This is a genomic window from Streptomyces sp. NPDC051172 (assembly GCF_040682555.1).
In the GTDB taxonomy this organism is placed as follows: domain Bacteria; phylum Actinomycetota; class Actinomycetes; order Streptomycetales; family Streptomycetaceae; genus Streptomyces.
In genome coordinates this window covers 67,642-87,671 of sequence record NZ_JBFBBE010000003.1, presented here as the reverse complement: position 1 = coordinate 87,671, position 20,030 = coordinate 67,642, and the positions used below count along the sequence as shown (strand labels likewise).

Genomic DNA, 20,030 nt, shown 5'->3' with positions numbered 1-20,030 from the left:
TCACCCGCCCGCCCTACGGTGACGCCCATGCGCCTGAGAACCGTACTCGCGACCGCCACCGCGGCCCTGGCGGCGGCCACCAGCCTGACCGCCGCCGGGCCCGCCACCGCCAACGCACAGCAGAGCCACGCCTGTTCGCCCTCCGTCGCCATCGACCGTTTCTCCGACGTGCTCGACAAGACGACGTACCAGGGCACCTTCGCCGGCAACTTCTCCGCGCTCGCCGTGGACCGCGACGGGTCACTGGCGGCGCTGGAGGACCGGTCCTCCCTGTTCAGCCTGGACCGGAAGACCCTCGCGCCGAAGTCCGTCGTCCCGCTCGCCGACGAGAAGGGCGCCGCGCTCGACAGCGAGGGCCTGGTCATCGACCGGGACGGCACTCGCCTGATCACCTCGGAGACCGAGCCGTCGATCCGCCGCTACAGCGTGGGCGGCAAGATCCTCGACCGTCTCCCGGTTCCGTCCCCGCTCCTGGTCGTCCCCGCGGGCCGCGCCACGTCCAACCAGACCTTCGAAGGCCTGACCCTCCTCCCCGGCGGCCACACCCTGCTGGCGTCGATGGAGAACGCGATCTCCGGCGACGCCACGGACATCGTCCGCTTCCAGACGTGGGAGCGGACGAAGGGCGGGCACTTCCGGCTCGCCGCCCAGTACGCGTACCCCATCGACTCCGGCCTCGGCGTCCCGGAGGTCCAGGCCACGCCCGACGGCCGCCTGCTCGTCCTGGAGCGCGGCTTCACTTCCGGCGTCGGCAACACGGTCCGCCTCTACCTGGCCGACCCGCGGCACGCGACGGACACCAGCGGCATCGAGAACCTCACGGGCCAGCCAGGCGTACGCCTGATCAAGAAGACGCTGCTCACGGACCTGGTGACCTGCCCGTCACTGGGAGCGACGGCCAAGCAGCCCCAGCCCAACCCGCTCCTCGACAACATCGAGGGAATGGCGATCACGGGGTACTCGAAGGGCCGCCTGAAGGTCCTCCTGGTCAGCGACGACAACCAGAACGCGGCGCAGACGACCCGCTTCTACCACCTGCGGGTACGCGTGTGAGCCTTGCCTGGTTTGTTGCGGCGTTCTGTTGCGGCGTTCTGTTGCGGCGGGATGAAATCCGCCCCTGTGTGTGTTGGTGCCTTCCGGTAGATCAGGGCTTCTGACAGACGGAGGGCACCGGAGTGAGTGGGCAACGGGGATGGGCACGGCGACTGGCCGGATACGCCTGGCGGTATCCGAAGGACGTCCTCCTCGCCCTCGGCTCCTCGCTCGTCGGCATGGCCGTCATGGCGCTGGTCCCGCTGGTCACCAAGGTGATCATCGACGACGTGATCGGTGACCACAGCCGGCGTATGGCGCCCTGGGCCGGCGCCCTGCTCGGCGCCGCCGTCCTCGTGTACATCGCCACCTACATACGCCGCTACTACGGCGGCCGCCTCGCCCTCGACGTCCAGCACGACCTGCGGACCGAGATGTTCGAGACGATCACCCGGCTCGACGGGCGCCGCCAGGACGGGCTGTCCACCGGGCAGGTCGTCGGCCGCGCCACCAGCGACCTCCAGCTGATCCAGGGCCTGCTGTTCATGCTCCCGATGACCATCGGGAACCTCCTGCTCTTCCTGATCTCCCTCGTGATCATGGCCTGGCTGTCGCTGCCGCTGACCCTGGTCGCCCTCGCCGTGGCCCCCGCCCTGTGGTGGATCGCCAAGCGCAGCCGGTCCAAGCTGCACCCCGCAACCTGGTACGCGCAGGCGCAGGCCGCCGCCGTCGCCGGTGTGGTCGACGGCGCCGTCCGCGGCGTACGCGTGGTGAAGGGCTTCGGGCAGGAGGAGCAGGAGACCGGGAAGCTCAGGGAGGTCGGGCGGCGGCTGTTCGCGGGGCGGCTGCGCACCATCCGGCTGAACAGCACGTACACCCCGGCGCTCCAGGCCGTCCCCGCCCTCGGCCAGGTCGCCATGCTGGCGCTGGGCGGCTGGCTGGCCGTGCGCGGGCACATCACGCTCGGCACCTTCGTCGCCTTCTCCACCTACCTCGCCCAGCTGGTCGGCCCGGTCCGCATGCTCGCCATGGTCCTCACGGTCGGGCAGCAGGCGCGCGCCGGCACCGAGCGCGTCCTGGAGCTGATCGACACCGAGCCGTCCATGAGGGACGGGACGAAGGAGCTTCCCGCCGACGCGCCCGCGACCGTCGAGTTCGACGACGTGTCCTTCGGCTACGAACGCGCCCCTGGCAAAACCAGCCCGGTCCTCGACGGGCTGAGCTTCGAGATCCGCCCGGGCGAGACGCTCGCCGTCGTAGGCTCCTCCGGCTCCGGCAAGTCCACCGTCTCCCTCCTCCTCCCGCGCTTCTACGACGTCACCCACGGCGCCGTCCTCATCGGTGGCCACGACGTCCGCGAGCTCACCCTCGACTCGCTGCGGGCCGCGATCGGGCTGGTCCCCGAGGACTCCTTCCTCTTCTCGGACACCGTGCGGAGCAACATCGCCTACGGCCGCCCCGACGCCACCGACGAGCAGATCGAGGCCGCCGCACGTGCCGCCCAGGCGGACCGTTTCATCCGCGAGCTGCCGGACGGCTACGACACCAAGGTCGGCGAGCACGGCCTGACCCTCTCCGGCGGGCAGCGTCAGCGTGTCGCCCTCGCCCGCGCGATCCTCACCGATCCGCGGCTGCTCGTCCTGGACGACGCCACCTCCGCCGTGGACGCCCGCGTGGAGCACGAGATCCACGAGGCGCTGAAGCAGGTCATGCAGGGCCGCACGACCCTGCTGATCGCACACCGCCGCTCCACGCTCAATCTCGCCGACCGGATAGCCGTCCTCGACGCCGGCCGCCTCGCCGACATCGGCACCCACGAGGAGCTGCAGCAACGGTCCGCCCTCTACCGCCGCCTCCTCACCGACCCCGAGGAGCTCGGCGGCGTCTCACCCGGCCACACCCAGCCCTCCGTACCGGCCGAGGACACCTCGGTACGGGACGAGCTGGACGCCGAGTTCGACGCCGAGCGCGGTCTGACGCCCCGCCTGTGGACCGGCGACCGGGAGCCCAAGGACACCGCGCTGGCCGGGATGCCCGCCACCCCCGAACTCCTCGCCGAGGTCGACGCGCTGCCCCCGGCGAACGACACCCCCGACATCGACGAGGCACAGGCGGTGCGGCCGGAGGAGTCGTACGGCCTGAAGCGGCTGCTGCGCGGCTTCGGACTGCCGCTGCTGGTCAGCCTGGGGCTGGTCGCTGTGGACGCGGGCATGAGCCTGCTGCTGCCGATCATGATCCGGCACGGCATCGACCAGGGCGTCTCCAGGCTCGCCCTCGGCGCGGTCTGGTCGGCCTCGCTGCTGGCGCTGCTCGCCGTGGTGGTGCAGTGGGCGGCGCAGCGGGGTGAGACCCGGATGACGGGGCGCACCGGGGAGCGGGTCCTGTACTCCCTCCGTCTGAAGATCTTCGCCCAGCTCCAGCGGCTCGGACTCGACTACTACGAGCGGGAGCTGACCGGCCGGATCATGACGCGGATGACGACCGACGTCGACGCGCTCTCGACCTTCCTGCAGACCGGTCTTGTCACCGCGTTCGTCTCCGTCGTCACCTTCTTCGGGATCATGGTCGCCCTGCTGGTGATCGACGTGCAGCTCGCGCTCGTGGTCTTCGCGACGCTGCCGCCGCTGATCGTCGCCACGTTCTTCTTCCGCCGGGCGAGCGTGAAGGCGTACGAGCTCGCCCGCGAGCGGGTGTCGGTGGTGAACGCCGACCTCCAGGAGTCCGTCTCCGGGCTGCGGATCGTGCAGGCCTTCCGGCGCGAGGGCGACGGCGGCCGGCGGTTCGCGGAGCGCAGCGACAGCTACCGCAGGGCCCGTATACGGGGTCAGTGGCTGATCTCGATCTACTTCCCCTTCGTGCAGCTCCTGTCGTCCGTGGCCGCCGCTTCCGTACTGATCGCGGGCGCGGGCCGGGTCGACGACGCCACCCTCACGACGGGCGCACTGGTGGCCTACCTGCTGTACATCGACCTGTTCTTCGCCCCGGTCCAGCAGCTCTCCCAGGTCTTCGACGGCTACCAGCAGGCCACCGTCTCCCTCGGCCGCATCCAGGAACTGCTCCAGGAGCCGACCTCCACGAAGTCCGCCGACGAACCCCTCGAAGTGCTCTCCCTGCGCGGCGAGGTCGCCTTCGAGGACGTGCACTTCGCGTACGGCGATGACGAAGAGGCGCTCGGCGGCATCGAGCTGAGCATCCCGGCGGGCCAGACGGTGGCCTTCGTCGGCGAGACCGGCGCCGGCAAGTCGACCCTCGTCAAGCTGGTGGCGCGCTTCTACGACCCCACGGGCGGCCGGGTCACGGTCGACGGCCAGGACCTGCGCACCCTCGACATCACCTCCTACCGGCACCGTCTCGGCGTCGTCCCGCAGGAGGCGTATCTCTTCCAGGGCACCGTCCGCGACGCCATCGCCTACGGCCGCCCGGACGCCACCGACGCCGAGGTCGAGGCGGCGGCCCGCGCGGTCGGCGCGCACGAGATGATCGCCACCCTCGACGGCGGCTACCTCCACGAGGTCGCCGAACGCGGCCGCAACCTCTCGGCCGGCCAGCGCCAGCTGATCGCCCTGGCCCGAGCGGAACTCGTCGACCCAGACGTCCTCCTCCTCGACGAGGCGACCGCCGCCCTCGACCTGGCCACCGAGGCCCAGGTCAACCAGGCCACCGACCGCCTCGCAGGCCGCCGCACCACGCTCGTGGTGGCCCACCGCCTGACCACCGCCGCCCGCGCGGACCGCGTCGTGGTCATGGACCACGGCCGGGTGGTCGAGGACGGCACCCACGAGGAGCTGCTCGCGCTGGAGGGCCGGTACGCCGCGTTGTGGCGGGCGTTCATCGGGGAGGCCGAGCCCGGGGAGCCGGTGGGCGCGTCCTACTGACGGTCGTGCAACCATCCGACATACGTCCTGCGTCCGTACACCCGTACGTTCATCGTCGGGGTACGGGAGGGATGACCGTGGACAGTGGTGCGATACGGCGGCGGCTCGGGGCGGTCCTCGGCGTGCTGGCCGCTTCCGGGGTGCTTGCGCTCGCGGCCTCGGGGGAGGCGCAGGCCGCCGACTCCTCGTCCTGCTCGGGCAGCAAGATCAGGACGTTCACCTTCTCCACCGGCTCGGTGCAGCTGTACAAGAGCGGCAACTACCTCTGCGCCCTCACCCTCCCCAAGAACGCCGGCGGCAGGCAACCGATGATGGTCAGTCTGCAGGCCCGCGGCTTCGAACCCGTCGTCGACAAGGGACTGTTCACGCAGCACGCCGGCCCGGTCCGCCTGTACGTCGGACACCGCAAGGTGTGGATCAAGGGCTCGGTCGGCAGCGGCTCGTACGACTCCGGTGGCTGGCGGCGCTACTGACCCACCGATCGCAGCGGTGATCGGTGCGCAGCCGAGTTGCTCCTGTGCCCGGCGGTTGCTCACACCCGCCGGGCGCAGCCCACCGGCTGTGCGCCCTCCAGATGCACGTACAGCGCCGTCGCCGCGGGGCACTGGGCGCGTCTGGCGACCGCCTCGACCACCTTGTACTGCGGTTTCCTGCTGCCGCTGCCGTCGCAGGCCGTCTCGCGGACCTGTCCGTTCCCGGAGCCGTAGACGCAGTCGCCGGCGATGGTGCGGGGCCCGCCTCCGCCACCCGGGTCGCCGGGGTGCGGTGGCTCCAGGTTGCGCATACAGGCGTAACCCTGCGGGATCGAGCCGTCGCCGTCCTCGTCGGCGGACGGGCTCTGTCGGCTGATGTGCAGGACGAAGTCCGTGGTGGCCGGGCACAGCGGACCGTCGCTCACCTTGCCGTCGTAGCGGGCCACGACCCGTGCGGCCGCCCGCTCGCTGGTGCACGGCACCTCGGTGAAGCTCGTCGAGCCGAACGAACTGCACTCGTCGACGGCGAGGAACACCGCCCCGTAGCCGGAGGGCCGGGTCGTGGCCGCCTTCGGTGTCGCGTCGGCCCTGCCGTCCTTGCCCGCCCCGGACTTCAGGATCTGGCAGCCGGTCAGCAGGGCGGCGACCAGTACCAGCAGTGCGCAGACCACCCCCGCGGAACTTCTCTCACGCATCGCGATCCCCCCGGGCACCTCCCCAGATGACCCGCATCCAGCGTGACCCGCCGCAGCGGGCGCACGCCAGACGCGCGGGAGGCTTTGGGCCAGTTTGGGGTTGCACGCCGGGTGCGTTACGTATGCGCCCTACGCCCCCTGCACCGGATGCCCGGCACAGGGGTTCTAGTACGTCAGCCCGTACCCGATGGGATACAGCACCTTCGCCGGATCGTCCGCCTGCTGCACCGGCACCGGCAGCTTCCCGCGCGGCGCCGCCCCGCCCGCGATGACGCGCGCGGCAGCCCGCAGCTCCACGTCGGTCCACGAGTACGAAGCCAGGTGGGCGGAGGCGGACGGGAGTTGGGCCACGTCGTAGGGGTTGCGGATCGCCACCGCCACGACCGGCCTTCCGGTCGCCGCCAGCTGTTCGACCAGCGTGCGCTGGGAGCTGCCCGCGGTGACGTTGTAGGTGCCCACGACCACCGCGTCCGCGTCCTGCGCCGCCGCGAGAGCCGTGGCGACGGTGGCCGCGGAGGGGGCCGTGCCCGTGGACAGGGCGGTGGCGGTGAAGCCCAGTTCGGTGAGGGCGCTCGCGAGGACGCCGGTGGGTGGTCCCGTCGTACCGGACGGGGAGGCCGGATCGGCGCCGACGACCAGGAGCTTCCGGTGTGTGCGCGGGGACAGCGGCAGCAGGCCACCCTTGTTGGCCAGCAGGGTCGTGGTGCGCTTGGCGATGCGGTCGGCGGCGGCCAGGTGCGCGGCCGTGCCCACGGTGCGGTCGACGCCCTGCCGGCTGACGTAGGGCTCGTCGAAGAGCCGCAGTCCGGCCTTGAGCTTCAGGATGCGCAGGATCGACTCGTCCAGCCGGGACTCGGTGAGTTCGCCGTTCTGTACGGCCTTCAGGACGGCGTTCCAGGCGGTGGCGAGGTCCGGCGGGTTGAGGAGCTGGTCGACGCCGGCCTTCAGTGCGAGCACGGGGACGCGGTCGTCGCCGTACTTGGTCCGCACGCCCTGCATGCCCAGGGAGTCCGTCACCACCACCCCGTCGTAGCCGAGCTCCTCGCGCAGGATGCCGGTGAGGATCGGACGGGAGAGGGTCGCCGGGTCGCCGGAGTCGTCGAGCGCCGGGAACTGGATGTGCGCGGTCATGATCGAGTCGATGCCCGCCTCGACGGCCGCCCGGAACGGCACGGCGTCCAGCTTCTCCCACAGCTCCCGGCTGTGGGTGATCACCGGGAAGCCGTAGTGGCTGTCGACGGCCGTGTCCCCGTGCCCCGGGAAGTGCTTGGCGGTCGCGGCGACCGACGACCTCTGGTACCCGGCGACCTCGGCGGCGACCAGCCCGGCCACCGCGCCCGGGTCGGCACCGAAGGAACGGACGCCGATGACCGGGTTGGCCGGGTTGATGTTCACGTCGGCGTCGGGGGAGTAGTCCTGGTTGATGCCCATCGCGCGCAGCTCGGCGCCGGAGATACGGCCGAGGGCGCGGGCGTCCTCGCGGGAGCCGCCGGCACCCATCGCCATGGCGCCCGGGAAGAGGGTGGCGGGCTTGCCGACGCGGCAGACGATGCCGTGTTCCTGGTCGGTGGTGATGAGCACGGGCAGACCGCGGGGCCGGCTGAGGGAGGCGCGCTGGATGCCGTTCGACAGGTCTGCGATCTGGTGCGGGTCCCTGGTGTTGTGCGCCCAGGTGAAGTAGATGATGCCGCCGACGCGGTACCTGGCGATCAGCTCGGCGGCCGTGCGGACGCCGATCTCCTTGAGGTTGGCGTCGATGTCGGCCTGGTCGGGGTCGGTGGCCGAGTGGCCGTAGACCCGCATGACGAAGAGCTGGCCGACCTTCTCCTCCAGCGTCATACGGGAGATGAGGGAGCGGAGTTTCTTGTCGCCGGGGGTGCCGGCGCTTGCCGTGGTGCCGACGGCCAGAGCCGCGGTGACGCCTGCGGTGGCGGCGAGGACGGTACGTCTGGAGGGCACGTGCGCTCCTTCCGGAGTGATCCACTGGAGATCGACTGAAGGAAACTTCCGTGAGGGAGTGAATATCCGGGAAGTTTCTGCCGGTCAAGGGAGCGCGCACGGAGCAGGGGCCTTCGCAGAGGGGCCGCCATCGGCGCTGTTGGAGGGGGGCGCGCCGATGGCGGCGTGCTGCCGGCCGCTGTACGGCGGAGAGGGTGGAGTCAGCGATCGCAGCCAGCAGCGAGGGCCGACACCGCACGGCGGAGACTCATCCGGCAGCTTGCGGGTTGGACGATCCGAATTCGGGGCGGGTTCCCGCCTTCCGCGCGATTCCCGGAAGTTGGTACCCGAGGGTTCAACGGGACGGGTGGGACATGATGCCCGGCCACTGCTCCTGCAGAGTGCGTACGGTCTCTGCGATCGCCGGACGACGTGCGGCTCCTTTGCGCCACAGGGCGTACAGGCGCCGTACCGGGGTGGGTTCGAGGCGCACCTCGACGACGCCGGCAGGCAGCGGCCCGCGGCCCAGGCGCGGGACGAGACAGATGCCGAGACCGCCGGCGACCAGCGCGACCAGGGTCGGGTTCTCGTCCGCCTGGTGCACGATCTCCGGCTCGTGTCCGGCGGCCCGCATCGTGCGAACCAGCCAGTCGTGACAGACCCGCCCCGGCGGCTGGCACACCCACCGCTCCCCGCCCAGCTCCTCGCGCCGCACGGACTCCCGACCGGCGAGAAGGTGGCCGGCGGGCACCAGCAGCGTGCTGCGGTCGTCGCCGATCACCGCGTGCTCGACGCCCGGCGGTACGGGCAGCGGAGCGATGTCCCAGTCGTGCACCACGGCCAGGTCGACCGCGCCCTTGGCGACCAGGTCGACGGAGAGATGCGGGTCGATCTCGCTCAGCCGGGCGTCGAGCGCGGGGTGCCGGGCGGCCAGGTCGGCGAGCACGGCGGGCATCAGCCCGCGCGCCGCCGAGGCGAACGCGGCGATCGTCAGCCGCCCCGCCGGCACCCCGCGCCGCTCCTCGAGCGCGGTCTCGGCCCGCTCGACTATGGCGAGCAACTCCTGTGCCGTATCCACGAGTTGATGGGCCTCGGGGGTCAGCCGCACCCCTCGTCCTTCTCTCTCCAGGAGTACGGTCCTGGTCTCCCGCTCCAGCTTGGCGATCTGCTGCGACACGGCGGACGGCGTGTACCCGAGCGCGGCGGCCGCCGCTCCCACGGTCCCGTGGACGGAGACGGCGTGCAGGGCGCGCAGGCGTTGGAGATCGAGCACGGAAGCTCCCATTCATCAGCGTTGCTTCATCCGACCATGCAGCAATCATCGCTGGTGCTACACGGTCCTGGAGCGTGATGCTCGAACGCATGCGACCTGCACACCTTGCTCTCGCCGTGGTCGTCGCCGCCGTCTGGGGCATGAACTTCACGGTCGTCGAGATCGGCCTCGACCACTTCCCTCCGCTGCTGTTCTCGGCCCTGCGCTTCCTCGCGGCAGCCCTGCCGGCCGTCTTCTTCGTGGGCCGCCCGAAGGTGGCATGGAGCTGGGTGGCGGCGGTGGGGCTGGTGCTCGGCGTGGCCAAGTTCGGTCTGCTGTTCATCGGCATGGACGCCGGAATGCCGGCGGGACTGTCCTCGCTGGTCGTGCAGATACAGGCGGTGTTCACGGCCGGGGTGGCGTTCGTCGTCCTGGGCGAACGGCCTTCCACGGTACGGGTGTTGGGCATGGCCGTGGCGCTGGCGGGCATCGGTGTCGCGGCGGTGGACGAGGGCACGTCGGGCCCGCTCGGCGCCTTCGCGCTGGTGATCGGGGCGGCGGCCTGCTGGGGCGTCTCGAACGTCCTGACCCGCAAGGCGGCCCCGCCGGACGCGCTGAACTTCATGGTCTGGGTGAGCACGGTCCCGGTCCTGCCGCTGCTCGGCCTGTCGCTGCTGCTGGAGGGCCCGGGCAGGGACTACGACGCCCTGCGCGCCCTGGACTGGCAGGGCGCCGGCACGGTCGTCTACGTGGCCTGGGTGACGACGGTCTTCGGCTTCGGGGCGTGGGGCCGGCTGCTGCGCAGGTACCCGGCGTCGACGGTCGCGCCGTTCTCACTCCTCGTCCCGGTCTTCGGGATGTCGTCGGCGGCCGTCTTCCTGGGGGAGGGGGTGAGCCCGCTGCGGTGGTGCGCGGCGGCGCTGCTGGTGGGCGGGGTGGGGCTGGCGTCGGTGACGCGCGGGCGACGGGAAGTCGTCCATCCCGTGGACGAGGCGGCGACCGAGGCCGTACTCGGCCGATCATGAGGGCATGCCCGTAGTCACCATCCCCGGTTCCAAGTCCATCACCGCCCGCGCGCTCTTCCTGGCGGCGGCGGCCGACGGAGTCACCACCCTCGTACGCCCCCTGCGCTCGGACGACACCGAGGGGTTCGCGGAGGGGCTGGTGCGGCTCGGGTATCGAGTCGGGCGGACCCGGGACGCCTGGCAGGTGGACGGCCGTCCGCAGGGCCCTGCGGTGAGCGAGGCGGACGTGTACTGCCGGGACGGCGCCACGACCGCCCGCTTCCTGCCGACCCTGGCGGCGGCGGGACACGGGACGTACCGCTTCGACGCGTCCGCCCAGATGCGCCGCCGGCCCCTGCTGCCCCTGACTCGGGCCCTGCGCGACCTGGGCGTCGATCTGCGGCACGAGGAGGCGGAGGGGCACCACCCGCTGACGGTGCGGGCGACCGGTGTCGAGGGCGGCGAGGTCGTCCTGGACGCGGGGCAGTCCTCGCAGTACCTGACGGCGTTGCTGCTGCTGGGCCCGCTGACCGGGAAGGGCCTGCGGATCCGGGTCACCGACCTGGTGTCCGTCCCCTACGTGGAGATCACGATCGCGATGATGCGGGCGTTCGGGGCGGAGGTGGAGCGCGAGGACGACGTGTTCGTGGTCCCGTCGGGCGGCTACCGGGCGACCACCTACGCGATCGAGCCCGACGCGTCGACCGCCAGTTACTTCTTCGCCGCGGCCGCGGTGACGCCGGGCGCCGAGGTGACGGTGGCGGGGCTGGGCACGGGGGCGCTGCAGGGCGACCTCGGCTTCGTCGACGTACTGCGGAGGATGGGCGCCGAGGTGTCGGTCCGCCCGGACGGCACGACGGTCAGGGGCACAGGGGTGCTGCGCGGTCTGACGGTCAACATGCGGGACATCTCGGACACCATGCCGACGCTGGCGGCGATCGCACCGTTCGCGGACGGGCCGGTCCGGATCGAGGACGTGGCGAACACGCGGGTGAAGGAGTGCGACCGGCTGGAGGCCTGCGCGGAGAACCTCCGGCGGCTGGGGGCGGACGTGTCGACGGGCCCCGACTGGATCGAGATCCTGCCGGGTGTGCCGTCCGGGAGCGGTACGGAGATCACGTCCTACGGCGACCACCGCATCGTGATGTCCTTCGCGGTCACCGGGCTGCGGGTGCCGGGTATTTCGTTCGACGACCCCGACTGCGTGCGGAAGACTTTCCCCGGTTTCCACGAGGAGTTCGGGGCGCTGCGCGCGCGGTTGTGAGGCGGGGACGAGTGGGGTTCGAGCTGAAGGGGCCGGTTCTGGAGGGCGCGCTGGTGCGCCTGGAGCCGCTGGAGCACCGGCACGCGGCGGATCTGGCGACGGCGGCGGAGGAGGACCGCGGGACGTACGAGTTCACGTGGGTGCCGCGGGCCCACGAGGTCGGCGGCTACATCGACGCGCAGCTCGCCCGCGCCGCCGCCGGCCGGCTGGCGCCGTACGCGCAGATCTCGCAGGCCACGGGGCGGGCGGTCGGCGCCACCTCGTTCTGGGACCCGCGCTGCTGGCTCTCCGAGGACCGGCTCGACGCCATCGAGATCGGCTTCACCTGGCTCGCGAGGCCGGCCCAGGGAACCGGCATCAACGCCGAGGCCAAACTCCTCCTCTTCCGGCACGCCTTCGAGGAGTGGCACGTCTCCCGGGTCGACCTGAAGACCGACGCCCGCAACGCCCGTTCCCGCGCGGCGATCCAGAGCGTCGGCGCCCGCTTCGAGGGCGTCCTGCGCAACTGGTCCCGCTCCTGGGCGCCCGGCGAGGAGGGCCGCCTGCGCGACTCGGCGATCTTCTCGGTCACGGCGGAGGAGTGGCCGGGATGCCGGCAGCGGCTGGAGGCGCGGGTGGCGGGGTTCGCGGTGCGGGTGTAACGGCCGTTCCCGCGGTGCGCAGTTGATTCAGCACCGCCCTGAGCACCGCGTCCTCCTCCGCGCCGGCCCGGACCGCCGCGAACACGTTCCGGGACGCCGGCTGCTCCTGCGTCGGTACCACTGTCACGCGGCGATGCGTGTACGACTCCCGCACCAGGCGTGGGATCAGCGCCACCCCCTGTCCCGCCTCGACCAGGGCGGCGAGTGCGGCCCAGTCGTTCACCGCGTGGCGTACGTCCGGTGTGAAACCGGCCGTCGCGCACACCGAGCGCGCCACCGCCCCGCAGCAACTGGCCGCCGCCCCCACGACCCACGCCTCCCGCGCCAACTCCCGCAACGTCACCGGGCCTTGACCGGCGAGTCGATGGTCCGCCGCCACCACGAGGTCCAGGACGTCCGTGAACAGGTCCGCCCTGCTGTAGCGGTCGTCCGTGTGCGGCGGAGCCTTCGCGAAGTCCACCGCCACCGCCACGTCCACCTGCCCCGCGTCGAGCGCGGTGAACAGGTCCGGCGGTTCCGCCTCCACGACCTCGACCCTGAGCTGCGGGAGACGTCCGGCCAGCGCCCGCAGCACGCCCGGCAGCAGCCCCAGGATCCCGCTGGAGAAGCACCCGATCGTCACCGACCCGCGCCCGCCCTCGCCGTACGCCGCCAAGTCGGCCCGCGCCCGCTCCAGTTGGGCCGCGATCAGGTCGGCATGCGCCAGCAGCACCCGCGCCTGCCCGGTCAGCCGTACGCCCCGGCCGTCCTTCTCCGTCAGCGGTACGCCCGTCTCCCGGGCCAGCGCCGCGAGCTGCTGGGAGACCGCCGACGGCGTCAGATGCAGGGCCTCGGCCGTTCGCGCCAGACTGCCCCGGCGCTGCAGCTCGCGCAGGACGGTCAGACGGCGCAGATCAACCCTGAAGCTCTCGCTTGCCCGTTCCACCCCGAAAGATTAACTGGACCGATGGAACAGCGATCGGAAACCATCGCCCCATGACCGCGAAGCACTTCCTCATCCTCCACGGCTGGCAGAACCACCGCCCCGAGGCCCACTGGCAGCACTGGCTCGCCGACCGCCTCAGCGGCCTCGGCCACCACGTCACCTACCCCCAGCTGCCCGACCCCGACGACCCGAGCCTGGAGGTGTGGCTGTCGGAGCTGACCCGGCACCTCGACGACCTCCGGGGCTCCGAACGCGTCGTCCTCGCCCACAGCGCCTCCGTCCTGCTCTGGCTGCACGCCGTCTCCCGCGGACTGGTGAAGGACGGCGCCGTCGACCGCGTACTGCTCGTCGCCCCGCCGTCCGCCTCCGTCCTCGCCCGGCTCCCCGAGGTGGCCGAATTCGCCCCGCCCGCCCTCGGCTTCACCCTCCCCGCCCCCACCCGCCTGGTCGCGGGCGACAACGACCCGTACTGCCCGGAGGGCGCCCGGGACGTCTTCGGCGACCCCCTGCGCATCCCCACCGACCTCCTCCCCGGCGCCGCCCACCTCGACCTCGACGCGGGCTACGGCTCCTGGCCCGCCGTACTGGAGTGGTGCCTGGACGAGGAGGTGACGATAACGGCCCGCCCGGCGTAGGAGGTATGGCTCACGCACACTCGTTGAGCAGCCGCCCCAGATGCTCCCGCCCCGTCGCCAGCAGCTCCGGCAGCGGCGCGGCCTCCTCGTACCACCGCTTCTCGTACTCCCAGCACAGCCAGCCGTCCCAGCCGTGCCGGGAGAGGACCTCCACGGTCTCGGTGAGCGGCAGCACGCCGGTGCCGAGCGCGAGCGGGGTCGTGTCCTCGGCGGAGGCGATGTCCTTGACCTGTACGTAGCCGAGGTACGGGGAGAGGGCCGCGAACGACTCCGAGGGTTGCTCGCCGCCCAGCCAGGTGTGCATGACGTCCCAGAGGGCGCCGACATGGCGGTGCCCGACCAGGCCGAGGATGCGGATCGCGTCGGCGGCCCTGCGGTGCGAGTCGTGGGTCTCCAGGAGGATGCGTACGCCGACGTCGGCGGCGTACTCCGCAGCCGTGCCGAGCCGTCGCGCGGCCGTCGCGTCGGCGCGCTCCGTACTCTGCTCGTGGCCGCCGCCCGGGAAGACCCGGATGTACGGGGCGCCGAGGTCGCGGGCGAGGTCGAGGAGGCCGCGGATCTCGTCGATCACCGGACCGTCGTCGCCGGGAGCGGCCACGCGCGCGTACCCGGCGAGGCCCAGCACCTCGATGCCGGCCGCCTTGAACTCGGCGGCCACGTCCGCCCGCCCGGCGAGGTCGATGCCGGGATGGACCGGCTCCTCCGGATGCGCGCGCAGCTCCACGCCGTGGTAGCCGTGGGTGGCCGCGAGCCGGATCACGTCCGGGACGGGCAGGCCGGGGACGCCGAGGGTGGAGAACGCCAGTCTCATGGTCCCTACTGTCACTCGGGTGTGCCGTGCAGGTCCAGGCGCCAGTCCTGGCCGTTCAGGTCTTTTCCGAACGAACGGTGCGGTTTCTCGGCGACGAGCACGAAGCCGTGGCGCTGGTAGATGCGGCGGGCGGCGGCCAGGACGTCGTTGGTCCACAGGACGAGCTCGCGGTGGCCGACACCGCGCGCGAAGTCGACCACGGCCCGCACCAGCTGGTCGCCGATGCCGAGCCCGCGGGCGTCCGGCTCGACCAGCAGCAGCCGCAGCCGGGCCGTGCCGGGCGCCTCGTCCCGTACGCACATCACACACCCCACCGGGCGGCCGTCGAGTTCGGCGATCCACACCCGCTCCAGATGCGGGTCGTGGTCCTCGGCGAAGTCGGCGACGATCCGCGCCACCAGCCCCTCGTAGTCGGCGTTGAAGCCGTACTCGGCGGCGTACAGCGCTGCGTTGCGCTGCACGATCCAGCCCAGGTCGCCGGGGCCGGGCTCGCGCAGGACGACGTCCTCACGGCGCGGAGCGCGGCCCTCGGAGAGGATCTCGCGGACGGCTCGCATCGCCTCCGCCAGCCGCGGCCGTTCGGCGGAGGGCACGGTGGACAGCAGCGCGCCCACGGATTCGTTCGCACGCTCGGCGAGCAGGGCGGCGGTCTCGCGGCCGCGGGGCGTGAGCGAGACACGGCGGCGCCGGGAGTCGCCCGCGGACGGCGTGCGCTCGATCAGCCCGTCCTCCTCGAATTTGTTGAGGATCCGGCTCAAGTACCCGGCGTCCAGCGAGAGTTCGGCCCGCAGGTCGGCCGCGTCCGTACGCGGGGAGTGCGCCAGTTCGTACAGCACGCGGGACTCGGTCAGGGTGTACGGGGCGTACAGCTGGCGGCTGTAGTCGAGGGCGCCGATGACGTTCGTGTAGAAGCGGTTGAAGGTGCGGATGTCCTGGACGGTCATGGGCGTCGACCCCCGGATGGTTGTCCCGGATACAAGAACCGGATAGTTGACTCAGTCAGAGATATCGCCGGTTCCGAGGCTAGGACACCCGCACCCCCGTGACTACCCTTCGTCGGCCACCGGCCGGTACACGCTCACCTGCACTCCGGTCTTGCCCCTGACCGTCGAGACCAGCTAACGGCCGCTTGGCCCCGTCCTCGGGGAAGATGGACTTTCCGTCGCCGAGGATCACCGGCATATGGATGAGCTGCAGTTCGTCCACCAGCCCCGCGCCGATCAGCGTCCGCACGAGGGTGGGGCTGCCCATCATCGCCAGGTCGCCGCCGGGAGCGGCCCGCAGCTCCCGGATCCGCGCGACCGCCTGGCCGCCCGGGATCCGTTCGGTGTTCTTCCAGGTCGGCTCGGAGTCGCCGAGAGTGTCGGTGACGACGTACTTCTTCACACCGTTGAGCCGGTCGGCTGGGGGTCCCCCCGCTTGCGGGGGAGGATCTCCGGGCCGCTCGGGCCAGGCCCGCCGCCATCGTCAGACACGTACGGCGCCCGTACGGCAGCGCCTCCGCCTGCTCCAGCCCCGCCGCGAAGACCCCGCCGACCACCTCTGTATCGAACTACGGATGCGACCACGCCGTGCGCGAACCCGCCGTCGGTGTCCTCCTGGGGACCGCCGGGCGCCTGTACGACTCCGTCGAGACTGATGAACTCGCTGACAACGATGCGCAGGGGATCCGCTCCTACAGCCCCGCCAGAACCGGGGGGCAACTTTCAGCCCGTCCGGCGTTTGAGGACAAGGCCCCAGCCGACGGCACCACCGATGCCGGGTGCCGATCAACGCAACGGCGCCCTCAGCCCCGCGGCACCCCGGAAGACCCCCGAACCATCAGCTCCCCCCGGACCGTAGCCATCCCGCCCGGCGGCGGCTCCTCCCGCCCCATGGCGATCCGCCCGGCCCGGGCCCCCGCCTCCGCCAGCGGCAGCCGCACCGTCGTCAGCGCGGGCACCGCATCGACGCTGAACGGCAGATCGTCGAACCCGGCGACCGACACGTCCTCCGGGATCCGCAGCCCGGACTCCCGCAGCGCCGCACACGCCCCGAGCGCGACGGAGTCGTTCGCCGCGACCACCGCGGTGAGGGACGGATCCCGGCGGAGCAGCTCCAGCGTCGCCTCGTACCCGGACGTCCGGTCGTACCGCCCCCACACCGTCGCCCGCGGATCCTCCTCGATCCCCGCCGCGGCCAGCGCCGCCCGGTGCCCCTCGAGACGGTGCCGCGTCGTCGTCCGCTCCTCGGGCCCCGCGATATAGCCGAGCCGCCGGTGTCCAAGGCCGATCAGATGCTCGGTCAGCCGCTGCCCGCCGCCGCGGTTGTCGAAGGCCAGCGCGATCGCCCCGGTGTCCGGAGCCGGCGGCCGCCCGCACAGCACCACCCGCGTCCCCGCGTCCGTCAGCTTCCGCAGCTTCGACGCGACCGCCGCCGCGTGCGGCTCGTTCTCCATGGCGCCGCCGGTCAGCACGACCGCCGCCGCCCGCTGCCGCTGCAGAAGGGTCAGATACGTCAGCTCACGCTCCGGCGAACCCCCCGTGTTGCAGACGACCGCAAGGCGTTCCCCGCCGGCCCGGCCGCCCGGCCCCCCGATCTCCGACTGGATCGCGCTCGCCATGATCCCGAAGAAGGGGTCGGCGATGTCGTTGACGAGAATTCCGACCAGATCGGAAGTTGCCGCCGCCAGCGCGCTGGCCGGCCCGTTCAGCACGTAGTCCAGCTCGTCGACCGCCTTCAGCACCCGCTCACGGGTGGAGGCGGCCACGGGATAGTTCCCGTTCAGCACGCGCGACACCGTCGCGGGCGAGACCTGCGCGCGGGCCGCCACGTCCGCCAGGGTCACCGTCATCTCGTCGTCCTCCGGTCGCGCATTTCGTCGCGCATCTCTCGTACCTCGTCGTACGTCCGTACCTCGTCGTACGTCCTCGTAGACAGGCCGCCGCAGGCCCCCGGTTCCGAGCACGTCGAGCAGACCTTACGGCCAGAACCCCCCGCTGTTCGTCTCCTCGAACAACTCGAAGCGGTCACGGTCTTGTCCGGACCACTGCCCAGAGGCTAACTTCTCCTTGTATAGAAAGCGCTTGCTGTGTCGCTCATGAGTGGGGCCGACGCGGCGCACACCACCCGCGTACGACGCTGTGTACGACGCCTGCGAAGGGAATGACGTGACACGCAAGACGGTGCGTATCGCCATGAACGGCGTGACCGGGCGCATGGGCTACCGCCAGCACCTGGTCCGCTCCATCCTGGCCATCCGCGAACAGGGCGGCCTCGACCTCGGCGACGGCACGGTGCTGTGGCCGGAGCCGGTCCTGGTCGGCCGCCGCGAGCACGCGCTCAGGGCGCTCGCCGAGCAGCACGGCCTGGACCCGCAGAACATCTCGACCGACATCGACGCGGTCCTCGCGGACCCGACCGTCGAGATCTACTTCGACGCCCAGGTCACCTCGGCCCGCGAGGAGGCGATCAAGAAGGCGATCGCGGCGGGCAAGCACATCTACACCGAGAAGCCGACCGCGACCGGTCTGGAGGGCGCCCTGGAGCTGGCGCGCCTCGCGAACGCCGAGGGCATCAAGCACGGCGTCGTACAGGACAAGCTGTTCCTCCCGGGCCTGCTCAAGCTCAAGCGCCTCATCGACGGCGGCTTCTTCGGCCGGATCCTGTCCATCCGCGGCGAGTTCGGCTACTGGGTCTTCGAGGGCGACTGGCAGACCGCCCAGCGCCCGTCGTGGAACTACCGCGCCGAGGACGGCGGCGGCATCGTCGTCGACATGTTCCCGCACTGGGAGTACGTGCTCCACGAGCTGTTCGGCCGGGTGAGGTCCGTCCAGGCCCTCACCGCCACCCACATCCCGCAGCGCTGGGACGAGAACGACAAGCCCTACGACGCCACCGCCGACGACGCCGCCTACGGCATCTTCGAGCTCGAAGGCGGCGCGATCGCCCAGATCAACTCCAGCTGGGCCGTGCGCGTCAACCGCGACGAACTGGTGGAGTTCCAGGTCGACGGCACCGAGGGCTCGGCCGTCGCCGGCCTGCGCAACTGCCGTGTCCAGCACCGCAGCATGACCCCCAAGCCGGTCTGGAACCCCGACATCCCGGCCACCTACTCCTTCCGCGACCAGTGGCAGGAGATCCCGGACAACGACGACTTCGACAACGGCTTCAAGGCCCAGTGGGAGCTGTTCCTCAAGCACGTCTACGCCGGTGCCGACTACCACTGGGACCTCCTCGCCGGCGCCCGCGGCGTCCAGCTCGCCGAGCTGGGCCTGAAGTCCTCGGCCGAGGGCGTCCGCATCGACGTACCGGAGATCGCGCTGTGACCATCCAACTCCCGGACTCCAAGGGCGGACTGAGGTCGTACGAGCCCCGCCCCGAGCCCCTCGCCGTCACTCCCGGCTCGCCCTTCACCTCTCGTACGGTCTTCTCGGCCGCGCACGTCGTCGCCGACCCGTACGCCGACGTGTCGCCCGACTCGCCCGCCGCCGTCGACTGGGACGCCACCCTCGCCTTCCGCCGCCACCTGTGGTCCCACGGGCTCGGCGTCGCCGAGGCGATGGACACCGCCCAGCGCGGCATGGGCCTGGACTGGGCGGGCGCGGCCGAGCTGATCCGACGCAGTGCCGCCGAGGCCAAGGCGGTCGGCGGCCGTATCGCCTGCGGTGTCGGCACCGACCAGATCACCGCCGGGTCTCTCGTGGAGGTCCGGACGGCCTACGAGGAGCAGCTCGCCCTCGTGGAGGAGTCCGGCGCGCAGGCCATCCTGATGGCGTCCCGCGCGCTTGCGGCGGCCGCGAACGGCCCCGAGGACTACCTGGAGGTCTACGGCCACCTCCTGCGCCAGGCGTCCGAGCCGGTGATCCTGCACTGGCTCGGCCCGATGTTCGACCCGGCGCTGGACGGCTACTGGGGCTCGTCCGACCTGGATGCGGCCACCGACACCTTCCTGGACGTCATCGCCGCGCACCCGGACAAGGTGGAGGGCATCAAGGTCTCCCTGCTGGACGCCCAGCGCGAGATCGACATCCGCCGCCGGCTCCCGCAGGGCGTCCGCTGCTACACGGGCGACGACTTCAACTACCCCGAGCTGATCGCGGGCGACGAGCAGGGCTTCAGCCACGCCCTGCTCGGCATCTTCGACCCGCTGGGCCCGCTGGCCGCGGAGGCGGTACGGGTGCTGGACACGGGCGATGTGGCCGGTTTCCGCGCCCTGCTCGACCCGACCGTCGAGCTCTCCCGCCACCTCTTCCAGACCCCGACCCGCTTCTACAAGACGGGCGTGGTCCTCCTCGCCTGGCTCGCCGGCCGCCAGTCGCACTTCACGATGGTCGGCGGCCTCCAGTCGGCCCGCTCCCTCCCGCATCTCGCCCGCGCCTACGAACTCGCCGACGGCCTGGGCCTCTTCCCCGACCCGAAGCTGGCTCAGGAGCGGATGAAGAACCTTCTCGCCCTGTACGGAGTGACCCAGTGACCACCGGCGATCTGTCCCGCTTCTCCATCA

General features: G+C 71.7%; 16 protein-coding genes and 1 pseudogene. 9 read left to right on the top strand and 8 right to left on the bottom strand.

All coding sequences use genetic code 11. The features are described from left to right. The first annotated feature begins 27 nt into the window (after positions 1–27). From AB0N07_RS02660 to AB0N07_RS02650, 3 genes are all read left to right on the top strand, one after another. Entirely contained in the window at positions 28–1,053 is a 1,026-nt protein-coding gene (locus AB0N07_RS02660) for an esterase-like activity of phytase family protein (protein WP_365831322.1), read from the top strand. 122 nt (positions 1,054–1,175) lie between these two features. Then, complete coding sequence (locus AB0N07_RS02655; protein WP_365831320.1) at positions 1,176–4,907, top strand: ABC transporter ATP-binding protein; 3,732 nt, start codon at positions 1,176–1,178, stop codon at positions 4,905–4,907. Between the two features lie 77 nt (positions 4,908–4,984). Beyond that, the gene (locus AB0N07_RS02650) at positions 4,985–5,380 is read left to right on the top strand and encodes a hypothetical protein (RefSeq protein ID WP_365831511.1); all 396 of its coding nucleotides are present in this window, start codon (positions 4,985–4,987) and stop codon (positions 5,378–5,380) included. Positions 5,381–5,439: 59 nt separating this feature from the next. Here AB0N07_RS02650 and AB0N07_RS02645 read toward each other — a convergent pair whose 3' ends face one another. From AB0N07_RS02645 to AB0N07_RS02635, 3 genes are all read right to left on the bottom strand, one after another. Continuing rightward, complete coding sequence (locus AB0N07_RS02645) at positions 5,440–6,075, bottom strand: hypothetical protein (RefSeq protein WP_365831318.1); 636 nt, start codon at positions 6,073–6,075, stop codon at positions 5,440–5,442. Between the two features lie 165 nt (positions 6,076–6,240). After that, positions 6,241–8,034 carry a glycoside hydrolase family 3 protein gene (locus AB0N07_RS02640; RefSeq protein ID WP_365831316.1) on the bottom strand — a complete coding sequence of 598 codons (1,794 nt, stop codon included), beginning with the start codon at positions 8,032–8,034 and terminating at the stop codon, positions 6,241–6,243. A gap of 334 nt (positions 8,035–8,368) precedes the next feature. Next, complete coding sequence (locus tag AB0N07_RS02635) at positions 8,369–9,286, bottom strand: LysR family transcriptional regulator (RefSeq protein ID WP_365831314.1); 918 nt, start codon at positions 9,284–9,286, stop codon at positions 8,369–8,371. 89 nt (positions 9,287–9,375) lie between these two features. Here AB0N07_RS02635 and AB0N07_RS02630 point away from each other — a divergent pair, with 89 nt between their 5' ends. The 3 genes from AB0N07_RS02630 to AB0N07_RS02620 are packed head-to-tail and all read left to right on the top strand — an operon-like array spanning position 9,376 to position 12,174. Beyond that, entirely contained in the window at positions 9,376–10,290 is a 915-nt protein-coding gene (locus AB0N07_RS02630) for an EamA family transporter (protein WP_365831312.1), read from the top strand. A 4-nt stretch (positions 10,291–10,294) separates the two neighbouring features. Beyond that, positions 10,295–11,533 (top strand): 3-phosphoshikimate 1-carboxyvinyltransferase, encoded by a 1,239-nt coding sequence (aroA, locus tag AB0N07_RS02625; RefSeq protein ID WP_365831310.1) that lies wholly within the window; start codon positions 10,295–10,297, stop codon positions 11,531–11,533. Positions 11,534–11,544: 11 nt separating this feature from the next. After that, entirely contained in the window at positions 11,545–12,174 is a 630-nt protein-coding gene (locus AB0N07_RS02620; RefSeq protein WP_365831308.1) for a GNAT family protein, read from the top strand. Here the strand turns inward: AB0N07_RS02620 and AB0N07_RS02615 are convergent. After that, entirely contained in the window at positions 12,101–13,099 is a 999-nt protein-coding gene (locus AB0N07_RS02615) for a LysR family transcriptional regulator (protein WP_365831306.1), read from the bottom strand. The two genes, AB0N07_RS02620 and AB0N07_RS02615, sit on opposite strands and share 74 nt — an antisense overlap. A 50-nt stretch (positions 13,100–13,149) precedes the next feature. Between AB0N07_RS02615 and AB0N07_RS02610 the strand changes: the two genes are divergently transcribed. Then, a complete protein-coding gene (locus AB0N07_RS02610; protein WP_365831304.1) occupies positions 13,150–13,734 on the top strand; it encodes an alpha/beta hydrolase in 585 nt (194 codons plus the stop codon). Positions 13,735–13,744: 10 nt separating this feature from the next. Here AB0N07_RS02610 and AB0N07_RS02605 read toward each other — a convergent pair whose 3' ends face one another. The 4 genes and pseudogenes from AB0N07_RS02605 to AB0N07_RS02590 all read right to left on the bottom strand — a co-directional run bounded on the left by AB0N07_RS02605 (position 13,745) and on the right by AB0N07_RS02590 (position 17,378). Continuing rightward, the gene (locus AB0N07_RS02605) at positions 13,745–14,545 is read right to left on the bottom strand and encodes a sugar phosphate isomerase/epimerase family protein (RefSeq protein WP_365831302.1); all 801 of its coding nucleotides are present in this window, start codon (positions 14,543–14,545) and stop codon (positions 13,745–13,747) included. A gap of 11 nt (positions 14,546–14,556) precedes the next feature. Then, positions 14,557–15,489 carry a helix-turn-helix domain-containing GNAT family N-acetyltransferase gene (locus AB0N07_RS02600; RefSeq protein ID WP_365831300.1) on the bottom strand — a complete coding sequence of 311 codons (933 nt, stop codon included), beginning with the start codon at positions 15,487–15,489 and terminating at the stop codon, positions 14,557–14,559. Positions 15,490–15,591: 102 nt separating this feature from the next. After that, positions 15,592–16,209: pseudogene (locus AB0N07_RS02595) on the bottom strand (dihydrofolate reductase family protein). A gap of 122 nt (positions 16,210–16,331) precedes the next feature. Beyond that, a complete protein-coding gene (locus tag AB0N07_RS02590; protein WP_365831298.1) occupies positions 16,332–17,378 on the bottom strand; it encodes a LacI family DNA-binding transcriptional regulator in 1,047 nt (348 codons plus the stop codon). Positions 17,379–17,694: 316 nt separating this feature from the next. Between AB0N07_RS02590 and AB0N07_RS02585 the strand changes: the two genes are divergently transcribed. Both AB0N07_RS02585 and AB0N07_RS02580 read left to right on the top strand, forming a co-directional pair. Continuing rightward, the gene (locus tag AB0N07_RS02585) at positions 17,695–18,852 is read left to right on the top strand and encodes a Gfo/Idh/MocA family oxidoreductase (protein ID WP_365831296.1); all 1,158 of its coding nucleotides are present in this window, start codon (positions 17,695–17,697) and stop codon (positions 18,850–18,852) included. Further along, a complete protein-coding gene (locus AB0N07_RS02580; protein WP_365831294.1) occupies positions 18,849–20,000 on the top strand; it encodes a dihydrodipicolinate synthase family protein in 1,152 nt (383 codons plus the stop codon). The genes AB0N07_RS02585 and AB0N07_RS02580 overlap by 4 nt, the downstream gene beginning before the upstream one ends. Positions 20,001–20,030: the final 30 nt, after the last annotated feature.

Bases quoted from the DNA above. Each gene is read 5' to 3' on its own strand.
- AB0N07_RS02660 (WP_365831322.1), top strand. From the start codon at position 28: ATGCGCCTGAGAACCGTACTCGCGACCGCCACCGCGGCCCTGGCGGCG.
- AB0N07_RS02645 (WP_365831318.1), bottom strand. From the start codon at position 6,075: ATGCGTGAGAGAAGTTCCGCGGGGGTGGTCTGCGCACTGCTGGTACTG.
- AB0N07_RS02630 (WP_365831312.1), top strand. From the start codon at position 9,376: ATGCGACCTGCACACCTTGCTCTCGCCGTGGTCGTCGCCGCCGTCTGG.
- aroA (WP_365831310.1), top strand. From the start codon at position 10,295: ATGCCCGTAGTCACCATCCCCGGTTCCAAGTCCATCACCGCCCGCGCG.
- AB0N07_RS02610 (WP_365831304.1), top strand. From the start codon at position 13,150: ATGACCGCGAAGCACTTCCTCATCCTCCACGGCTGGCAGAACCACCGC.
- AB0N07_RS02605 (WP_365831302.1), bottom strand. From the start codon at position 14,545: ATGAGACTGGCGTTCTCCACCCTCGGCGTCCCCGGCCTGCCCGTCCCG.
- AB0N07_RS02600 (WP_365831300.1), bottom strand. From the start codon at position 15,489: ATGACCGTCCAGGACATCCGCACCTTCAACCGCTTCTACACGAACGTC.
- AB0N07_RS02590 (WP_365831298.1), bottom strand. From the start codon at position 17,378: ATGACGGTGACCCTGGCGGACGTGGCGGCCCGCGCGCAGGTCTCGCCC.